The 7,562-nt window shown below is 44.6% G+C and carries 10 protein-coding genes and 1 pseudogene; 5 read left to right on the forward strand and 6 right to left on the reverse strand.

The window, feature by feature from the left end; all coding sequences use genetic code 11:
• The 3 genes from ACQRD3_RS13065 to ACQRD3_RS13075 form a co-directional block, all read right to left on the reverse strand.
• The coding region (locus tag ACQRD3_RS13065) for a type IV secretory system conjugative DNA transfer family protein (protein WP_427781685.1) at nucleotides 1-691 on the reverse strand (691 nt) is incomplete at its 3' end.
• Complete coding sequence (locus tag ACQRD3_RS13070) at nucleotides 688-1,176, reverse strand: PcfB family protein (RefSeq protein ID WP_162221355.1); 489 nt, start codon at nucleotides 1,174-1,176, stop codon at nucleotides 688-690. The genes ACQRD3_RS13070 and ACQRD3_RS13065, both read right to left, overlap by 4 nt.
• 6 nt (nucleotides 1,177-1,182) lie before the next feature.
• The gene (locus ACQRD3_RS13075) at nucleotides 1,183-2,076 is read right to left on the reverse strand and encodes a DUF6017 domain-containing protein (protein WP_290880990.1); all 894 of its coding nucleotides are present in this window, start codon (nucleotides 2,074-2,076) and stop codon (nucleotides 1,183-1,185) included.
• A 228-nt stretch (nucleotides 2,077-2,304) separates the two neighbouring features.
• On the opposite strand from ACQRD3_RS13075, the pseudogene ACQRD3_RS13080 reads away from it, so the two are divergent.
• The 3 genes and pseudogenes from ACQRD3_RS13080 to ACQRD3_RS13090 all read left to right on the forward strand — a co-directional run.
• Nucleotides 2,305-2,466, forward strand: a pseudogene (locus ACQRD3_RS13080) (type II toxin-antitoxin system RelB/DinJ family antitoxin); the annotation flags it as partial.
• Between the two features lie 131 nt (nucleotides 2,467-2,597).
• Nucleotides 2,598-4,739, forward strand: a complete 2,142-nt coding sequence (locus ACQRD3_RS13085) for a DEAD/DEAH box helicase (protein ID WP_162221358.1) — start codon at nucleotides 2,598-2,600, stop codon at nucleotides 4,737-4,739.
• The gene (locus ACQRD3_RS13090; RefSeq protein ID WP_162221359.1) at nucleotides 4,732-5,388 is read left to right on the forward strand and encodes a DUF2290 domain-containing protein; all 657 of its coding nucleotides are present in this window, start codon (nucleotides 4,732-4,734) and stop codon (nucleotides 5,386-5,388) included. Before ACQRD3_RS13085 ends, ACQRD3_RS13090 begins: the two co-directional genes overlap by 8 nt.
• A 54-nt stretch (nucleotides 5,389-5,442) precedes the next feature.
• Here ACQRD3_RS13090 and ACQRD3_RS13095 read toward each other — a convergent pair whose 3' ends face one another.
• A complete protein-coding gene (locus tag ACQRD3_RS13095; RefSeq protein ID WP_162221360.1) occupies nucleotides 5,443-5,655 on the reverse strand; it encodes a helix-turn-helix domain-containing protein in 213 nt (70 codons plus the stop codon).
• Nucleotides 5,656-6,162: 507 nt separating this feature from the next.
• On the opposite strand from ACQRD3_RS13095, the gene ACQRD3_RS13100 reads away from it, so the two are divergent.
• Nucleotides 6,163-6,441, forward strand: a complete 279-nt coding sequence (locus tag ACQRD3_RS13100) for a type II toxin-antitoxin system RelB/DinJ family antitoxin (RefSeq protein WP_427781686.1) — start codon at nucleotides 6,163-6,165, stop codon at nucleotides 6,439-6,441.
• Complete coding sequence (locus tag ACQRD3_RS13105; protein ID WP_427781687.1) at nucleotides 6,438-6,728, forward strand: type II toxin-antitoxin system YafQ family toxin; 291 nt, start codon at nucleotides 6,438-6,440, stop codon at nucleotides 6,726-6,728. The genes ACQRD3_RS13100 and ACQRD3_RS13105 overlap by 4 nt, the downstream gene beginning before the upstream one ends.
• A 65-nt stretch (nucleotides 6,729-6,793) precedes the next feature.
• Here the strand turns inward: ACQRD3_RS13105 and ACQRD3_RS13110 are convergent, their stop codons facing one another.
• Both ACQRD3_RS13110 and ACQRD3_RS13115 read right to left on the reverse strand, forming a co-directional pair.
• The gene (locus ACQRD3_RS13110; RefSeq protein WP_427781688.1) at nucleotides 6,794-6,991 is read right to left on the reverse strand and encodes a helix-turn-helix domain-containing protein; all 198 of its coding nucleotides are present in this window, start codon (nucleotides 6,989-6,991) and stop codon (nucleotides 6,794-6,796) included.
• A 211-nt stretch (nucleotides 6,992-7,202) separates the two neighbouring features.
• Nucleotides 7,203-7,412: a hypothetical protein gene (locus ACQRD3_RS13115; protein WP_427781689.1), complete on the reverse strand. Its 210-nt coding sequence runs from the start codon at nucleotides 7,410-7,412 to the stop codon at nucleotides 7,203-7,205.
• Between the last annotated feature and the right edge of the window lie 150 nt (nucleotides 7,413-7,562).

Here is a 7,562-nt window from a genome sequence, read left to right on the forward strand (position 1 = left end):
CGAAGGGATTGTATTTCATGCTCTTTTTGAAGTTGATGGTATTGAGAACCTTGATTCGGTACGGCTCATAGATGACCTTCCCACGGGCGTCCCGCATGGGCTTTCCGTTCTCGTCCAGCTTGGGGGCACCCCGCCGCAGCATGGTCCCCACCTCGGACAAAAGCTGTCCTTTGGGATCGGTGACCACATAGGAGCTGTGCATCTGCATGAGGGAGGGTTTGACGAAGAACCGGGTCTTGCCGCTGCCGCTGCCGCCGATGACCAGGATGTTTTTGTTCCGGGCATACTTGGGATTTTTCGGGCGGCTGGACATGGTGAGCTTTTCCGTCTGAGTCAGAGGGATGTTCCAGTCGGGGACCGGATCGACATAGGGGGCAATATCCGCCGCCGTGCCCCACCGGGCGCTGCCGTACTCAATACCCTTGCGGTATTTGCGGGCATTTTTCCCTTTGGAGTACACCGCCAACCGGACGATGACCGCCCCGGCGATGCCCACCAGCAGGTCCAGGGGATGCAGGCTTGGCGTTGCATAAGAAAACGCCTCTGTAAAGCCCTGGCTCAAATGCAGAAACTTTTCAGAGGCGTCAAGGCCGGGCGCAAGGCGCACCGCCTGGCAGAGCTTATCAAAGAGATAGACAAACAACAGATACGGGAGATTGAGGATGAGAGCCTTTTTCAAGTCAACCGTCATAATTCCACACCCCGGTCTTTGGTCTTGACCTTCTCCCGCTGGCGGTGCTGGGCTTTGGCCTGCTGCTTCGCCTGGTCCAGCTCCTTGCGGATGGAGGGCTTTTTCTCTTTCTCTAGGTTCTTTGCGGAGAACTCCCGAAAGGCCGCCGTGATAACGTCGGCATCCCGGCCCTTGAAAAACACCAGGTAGCGCGGTATCTCGCCGCTGGTGTCTTTTTTCAGAGCAAAGTCAATGCCGTACTTCTTGGCCGTGGCGGAAAAGGCCCGGATGTTCTGGTCGGTGATCTCGATGTTGGAAACGCCGGTGTTGTGCTTCATAAGCTGCCGGAGGGTCTGCTTTCCGTGGTGCAGCTTGGTCTTATGGCCGGTCACGCCTTTCTGCATCTCGTCCAGTACCTTTTTCATGGCCTGTTGCAGCATCCCGGCGGAGAGCTTGGTGACCTCCACACAGAGGGCAACGGTGCGCTGGGTGACTTCTTCCTGCATGAGTCATCATCTCCTTTCTCCGCCGCCGTACAGGTCGTGGTTCACCAGGGACGCATAGTAGCTGTCGATGGTGGCCGGGGCGTTATACAGGGCAGCCAGCAGATATTTCTTGATGTTGCGGACATAGGTGGTGTTCTCCCGCATACGGTCCAGCACATACTCGATGTGGGAACTGTTCAGCTTCAGGAACCGGGATTTAACTACCTCCGCCGGATAGTCGTCCCCGGCAATGCGGATCGTCTCTCTGCGGGAACAGACGGTGTCCACCATGAGCTCCACCAGCTCGTCCAGACGGTCACGGTCCATGTGCTCGTTCTGTACGAGGATGTCATACTCGATGTTCTCCAAAATCAGTTCCCGATAGCTCTCTCGCTCCCGCATCCAGTCCGGTCCGATCCGTTTGGCCCCTGCGGGGGTTTGGGGGCTTGATTGGATAGGATTTGATCCTTCCGTACTTGGTGAATCAGTATTTTGTTCTTCAGGATTTCTTTTCTCTTTATTTAATTGCGGCCGGCTTTCCAGACATGGGTTATCCTTATCCGGGTTTTCCGTATCTGGACAAGCCGTATCCGGCTCGCCCTCACACGGCTGGCCCGTGTCCGGGGAATGGGGTGTCTCGTAGATAACATACTCCACATCCACAATCTTGCCCTTGCTGTCCCGCAGACGGTTGCGGACTATGTATCCGGCTCGCTCCAGCTCCTTCAGGGCGGAGCCAATGCTGTCCGTACCCTCCTTGCAGATTTTAGCCAGGCCCCTGGTGGTGTAGTTCCAGTCCTCCGGCAAGGACAGCATCATGGAGAGCAGCCCTTTGGATTTCAGCGACAGCCCCACGTTGCGTAGGTGGTGGTTGGACATCACTGTATAGTCGCGGGTTTTCTCAATGCGAAATACCGCCATGTTATCACCTCCTTTCGGCGGTTAGGAAAAGTGTTTATTTTCGAGGAAAATACGGCCTCTACGCCGCCCGGATAGCCCGGAGGGGAGCCTCCATAGGCGGCAGCCTTTTCAGTAGTTTTAGAGAAGAATAAACGCTGGATATTAACTCTATTTCAGCACATTTTCGTGCTGCATATTGCTTTTGTCCTACTTTTAACATATACTGTGTAGTAAAAGGAGGCTGGGCTTATGGGTAATTCTACTACTAATATTAGCATCCGAATGGACTCTGAATTGAAAGCACAAGCTGACGAACTATTTGCAGAACTCGGGATGAATTTGTCCACGGCATTTAACATCTTTGTACGTCAATCAATTCGTGATGGAGGAATTCCGTTTAAAATTTCATTGAACCATGTTGATTATACTAAGCCACAGAATTTAGAATAAAAATTATGACCACAGACTCTTTTCTGTGGCCATAATAACAATAAATTTAGAGAAGATTGTATTGAAATCAATTTCTAAAATGGAGGGATAATATGCCTTTGGATATTGTGCGCGGACGGATTTCCAATGTAATGGCCACTAAAGAACTCATACCAATCATTGAGAAATTAAATGCCCAAAATGATGCAACGCTGTATTTGGGATATCCGCTTTCCGCTAATGCAGAAAACACTGTTACTGTTGATGCTTTATTTGTCAGTAATAAAATTGGTATTGTTGCCTTTATATTTACTAAGTTAGAAAATTTAGATGAAATTATTGAGGAACAAGGCGAACTATATTTCCAATTAACAAACACTTTAACACAGTATCCGAACTTAAGAAAAGGACGTTCATTAGCTGTAGATCCCCATGTTATTTCAATTGTGCCTGCGCAGATGGACGGCGAATTAGAAGATGGATATATCCTTTCCACATTTGATGATTTGCCAAATGCGATTGATGAAATTCCAACATTCGACACAAAGTATTATAAAGTTTTAGTTGAGTCGTTACAAAGAATAGCTAGCATAAAACCTAGGAAAAAACGCGAAAATGTCAAAAACTCGGGGTCAAAAGGAGATATTATTAAAAAAATAGAAAAGGAGATTGCTAACTTAGATCATTGGCAGAAAAAAGCTGCGTTAGAAATTGTAGATGGACCTCAAAGAATTAGAGGTTTGGCTGGTTCTGGAAAAACTATTGTTTTGGCTTTAAAAGCGGCATATTTGCATTCACAATTTCCAGAGTGGGATATTGTCGTAACTTACTATACGAGAGCTTTATGGCAACAATATCGAGACTTAATCACAAAATTTGTGTTTGAATTTTCTCGAGATGAGCCTAATTGGGATAAATTGCATTTGTTTCATGCTTGGGGTTCACAATCTGAACAGGGGATTTATTCTGAAATAGCTCGTTCCATTGGGCAGGTTCCTGTTAATTTTGCAAATGCGAAATTAAAGTACGGACGAGAGAAGGCTTTTTCAGGTATATGTGACGAGTTGAATCATATTTTACCGGATAACTATACTCCTCTATATGATTTATTATTGATTGATGAGGCACAAGATCTGCCCGCTTCTTTCTTTAAGCTGGTATATAAATGTGTTAAAAAGCCCAAGCGTATCGTATGGGCATATGATGAATTGCAAAATTTGAGTTCTTCGATTATGCCTTCCATTGAAGATATGTTTGGTACCGACGAAAACGGAAAATCTTTAGTTGAATTGAAAAATGAGCAAGATGAGCCGATGCAGGATATCATTTTACCTGTTTGCTATCGAAATCCGCCGTGGGCACTTGCTTTAGCACATTCTTTAGGATTTGGTATATATAGAGAGCAATTGGTTCAGCATTTTGATACGCTGAATCTATGGGAAGATATTGGTTACAAAAAGGATAAAGGCTCTCTGTCTTTTGGTAAGAAAGTGACACTATCAAGAAAGCAGGATGCAACACCTCCTTATTTTAATGACTTATTAGACCCTAAGGATGTAATTATAACAAAGCGTTTTGAAGATGTAGACATGCAGTATGACTATGTTGCGCAACAAATTAAGAAAAATATTACTGAAGATGAACTTGATCCGGATGATATTCTGGTGATTTTCCCTTCCGTTATTTCCGCTAAAAGTCAGTATCAAAGATTTGCACAGCATCTTGCGAGATATTCAATATCTTCAATGCTCGCTGGTGTAACCAATGATCGTGATATCTTTCGAGTTCCAGGGAGTATTTCTTGTTCTGCAATATACAGAGCCAAAGGAAACGAAGCGCCAATGGTTTATATTGTAAATGCAGACTTTTGTTACGACGGTATTGAATTAATTAAACTGAGGAATACACTTTTTACAGCCATTACACGTTCTCGTGCTTGGGTTAGAATATGTGGCGTTGGCTACGCTATGGATGGACTCATTGAGGAAATAAACAAATTTATTACTAAGAACTATGTTCTTGAATTTAAAATACCAACAAAAACTGAAATGGCTAGGTTAAGAACTATAAATAGAGAGCGTTCAGCGTCTGACACTAAGAAAATCGAAGAAGCACAAAAGGGCGTTCGCACCCTTCTTGAACTAGTAAATCAAGGTGATTTGGATGCATCCCAAATTCCAGAACTGAGTTCTCTTGTGAAATTGTTTTTAAGTAGTAAGTCAGATGGTGATAACGTCGATGAAGAGGATGAATAAACATGTAGAAGACACTCGCGATCAAATAATTAACACTTTACAGATTTTGCATGAATGTGGTCTATCAAGGATAACAAAAGATATAGCCGTCGTCTGTAATCAGGATACGGAAATTTTAACTTGGGATAACCATGTTCCGGGGAGACATAATGCTGGCAAGTCGTTTACAACATTGAACCAATATATTTCAATTTATGAGACTGGAGCCTATCACTGTATTCTCTTTGACGGATCAATTATTCGAGTATTCTTCAAGTTTCGGAAAAACATATTATTACAAGAAAGCTTATTGTACTGGCCTTCCCCTATTCTAATTCCTGAAGAAGATGTCGATGAGTTAGGAATCCGTGAAGCAGTAAATATGTATTTTTCAGATATTGATATGTTAAATAGTAAAGTTGCCATGCGAAGTCCCTTCAGATACGATTTTGATTCATCAAATATTAGCGAGCAGCATCCTGCAACACATGTTCATATTCAGCATGCAGAATGTAGAATTAGTGCAAAGAGACCAGTGTGCTTTAACACTTTCATTAAATTTATTTTTGCAAACTTCTACCCAGAAGAATATCCGTCAATATTTTCTGATTTACAGCCGCTTCATTATTCAGGATACACATCTTTTGATAAGGCCATTCTTTGTCTTTAATGTTCTTTAAATAGTGCGAGCCATAGATTTGCAGTTTATGGCTCGCACTATCAGTTATTTAGTTTCGCTTCCCAGTTCCTCCATCGCCAGCCAGTCCTCAAACGACTTTCTGGAAATGCGGATCGCATAGCCGATGCGAATTGTTTTGAACTCTCCAGAGTTCACCAGACGGTATGCAGTGGATTTTGCAATTCCAAGGATTGCGGCAATATCATCCACGGTGTAGGTTCTGTTGCTCGGCAGCTTCTTTTCCTGCGATGTACTCATAATTTTGGCCTCCCATTTTTCGTAGGCATTTTGACTATGCCTATCTGGTTTTCCTTGTGGCGAAGGGGCTTTCTGCCATCATCCGTGCTAAGAATTTGCTAATTTGACATTCTGAACAGGCCGTAACAAGGCGGCATTTTACGAAATTTTGTGCAGATTGACCAGTAACCACACAATGTCATAGCGAATCAAAAGTAATGGGAAGTTATGATGGGTATATCGTACCAAAAGAAACGCCAAACTCCTAAGTCCAAGCTGTATTTCGCGTCTTTTCTATATAAGCCATATCGTGTCATTTCATTATGGGCGATGCTATCTGATTCAGCAAAATCGAGGTAATTATGCACAAAAGGTCGAAAAGGTCATATAAAGGGGCTGTACTACATGAAATGAGATCAATCTCCTGGTTCTTATCATCATGAAATGTTTGTAAATTTTCGTGCATTGTATTGTTTTCTTCGTGCAAGTGGCATATAATAAAAGTGCCAATAGGAAGGAGATGATTCTATGGCCGGTTCTACCACCAATATTAGTATTCGTATGGATTCCGAACTGAAAGCACAGGCTGATGCGCTGTTTGCTGAACTCGGCATGAACCTGTCCACCGCATTCAACATCTTTGTCCGGCAGTCTCTTCGGGAGGGCGGGATTCCTTTTGAGATCAATTTGAATCAGCCCAACAAGGAAACGATTGCTGCCATGCTGGAGGCGGAAAGGATTGCAAAGGATCCGTCTGTAAAGGGGTACACCGATATGGATGAGATGTTTGCGGATTTGAAGAAATGAGCCAGACAAAATATGTGGTCAAGTTCACCACGCAATTCCGAAAGGACTACAAGCTGGCAATCAAGCGTGGCTTAAAAATCGAATTGCTGGAACAGATCGTTGCTCTTTTGGCTGCGGGACAATCTCTACCAGAAAAGAATAAAGATCACGCACTTACCGGCAACTGGGTCGGCCATCGAGAATGTCACATCCTGCCCGATTGGCTCTTGGTCTACCGGGTTGAGGACGATGTCCTGGTACTGACCCTGACCCGTACAGGGACCCATAGTGATTTGTTTGGAAAGTAGCCGATAGGAAAAGGCCGTCGTAGTTTTGAGTCTACGGCGGCCCTTTGAATATTTAACGATTTGCTTTACAACTCCAACTTCTCCAGCCACTCGTCAAACGATTTTTTGGAAATGCGAATTGCCGTACCAATACGCACGGTCTTGAAGTGACCTTCCTTTACCAGCGTATAGGCCGATGTGCGCCCAATGTTGAGGATGGCAGCCACATCTTCTACGGTGTAAGTGCGTGCTTCCGGCAGCGGACGCTTTTCATGATTTTCCATTGTTTAACCTCCATGATTTGCTCGGTCAACAAGGCTTGAAGTGAGAAGATCGGCACTGCATCCAAGCTGATTCTTGCTAAGAATTTGCTAATAGGACGCCTTAAAAAGCGCGTCATGATGCGGCCTTTTGTGCAAGTTTCATCACAAAAACCTTGTACCCAGAGATATGTTTTGAAAGAGAAATAATGGGAAGTTACATCCGATCCGTACATCACTGGTCACGCCAAACTCCTAAGCGAAAGGCCGGCAGTTCGAGTCTGCCCAGGGACGCCAGCAAACAATGCTGCAAGCCTGTATTTATGCGGGTTTGCAGCTTTTTTGCTGTTTCCCATTTGTACCATGAAAATAATGGCGGAACATATGAGGTGATTTGCTCCGGTTCTCTCTTTTGGTAAAACACTTGCTCAAACGGCAGGATCATGCTCTCTTCCGCGGCTGCTTTTTGCTGTACCTCTTTCCAGGCCTCGAGGGGTTCCCTTATCTTCCTTTTCTCACAGCATTTGCAGGCCCGCTATCTGCCATAACCTCGATACCATTTTTTCATCATGCAGAAAGCGGCGGGACACTGGTT

This window comes from Candidatus Pseudoscillospira sp. SGI.172 (assembly GCF_050313575.1).
GTDB lineage: Bacteria > Bacillota > Clostridia > Oscillospirales > Oscillospiraceae > Vermiculatibacterium.